The organism is Acidisphaera sp. L21 (genome assembly GCF_009765685.1).
In the GTDB taxonomy this organism is placed as follows: Bacteria; Pseudomonadota; Alphaproteobacteria; order Acetobacterales; family Acetobacteraceae; genus LMUY01.
In genome coordinates, this window is the sequence record NZ_LMUY01000109.1 from 1 (window position 1) to 758 (window position 758).

Below are 758 nucleotides of genomic sequence, written 5' to 3' on the forward strand. Positions count from 1 at the left end.
CCCGTCTCCGACAGGCTCAACCCGGCGATCGCACCCGCCTTGCCGACGCCCACCACCGCGGTCGCCGGGGCGGCGATCACCGGCAGGCCGTTCACCGTCACCGCCACGGCCTTGTTCGCCGCCGCATTGCCGAAGCCGTCGACTGCAGCGAGCTTGATGGTGTCGGTTCCGGTCGCGCTCTCGGTATCCGTCACCGTCGCCAGGGCGGCGTTGACCTGCGCCAAGGTGCCCTGGATCGTCACCGCCTTGCTGCCCGAGCCAGTGACGCCGGTGCCGGTCGCCGACAACACCCCGTTGGTGTCGGCCACCACCACCTTGAACGTCTCGCCATTGGTGTTCCCAGTCTCCGACAGGCTCAACCCGGCGACCGCAAGCGTCTTGCCCACTCCGAGAACGGTCGTCGCCGGGGCAGCGATCACCGGTAGGTCGTTCACCGTCACCGCCACGCTCTTGGCCGCGGCGCTGTTGCCCAGACTATCCACGGTATTCAGCGTGATCGTGTCGGACCCGGTAACGCTGTCGCTGTCCGTCACCGTCGCCAGCGCGGCATTCACCTGCGCCAACGTTCCTGCCAATGTCAGCGTCTTCGTGCCCGATCCAGACACGCCGGTGCCGGTTGCCGATAGCAACCCGTTGGTGTCCGCCAGCGTCACCGTGAAGCTCTCGCCCGTCGTATTGCCCGTCTCCGACAGGCTCAACCCGGCCACGGCACCGGCCTTGCCGACGCCCACCACCGCGGTCGCCGGGGCGGCGATCAC

1 protein-coding gene is annotated in these 758 nt (G+C 68.7%); it reads right to left on the reverse strand.

Annotation, left to right across the window (positions count from 1 at the left end; genetic code table 11):
- Nucleotides 1–758, reverse strand: a 758-nt coding sequence (locus GSQ76_RS21685) for a hypothetical protein (protein ID WP_335904925.1), incomplete at both ends; no start/stop codon positions are given.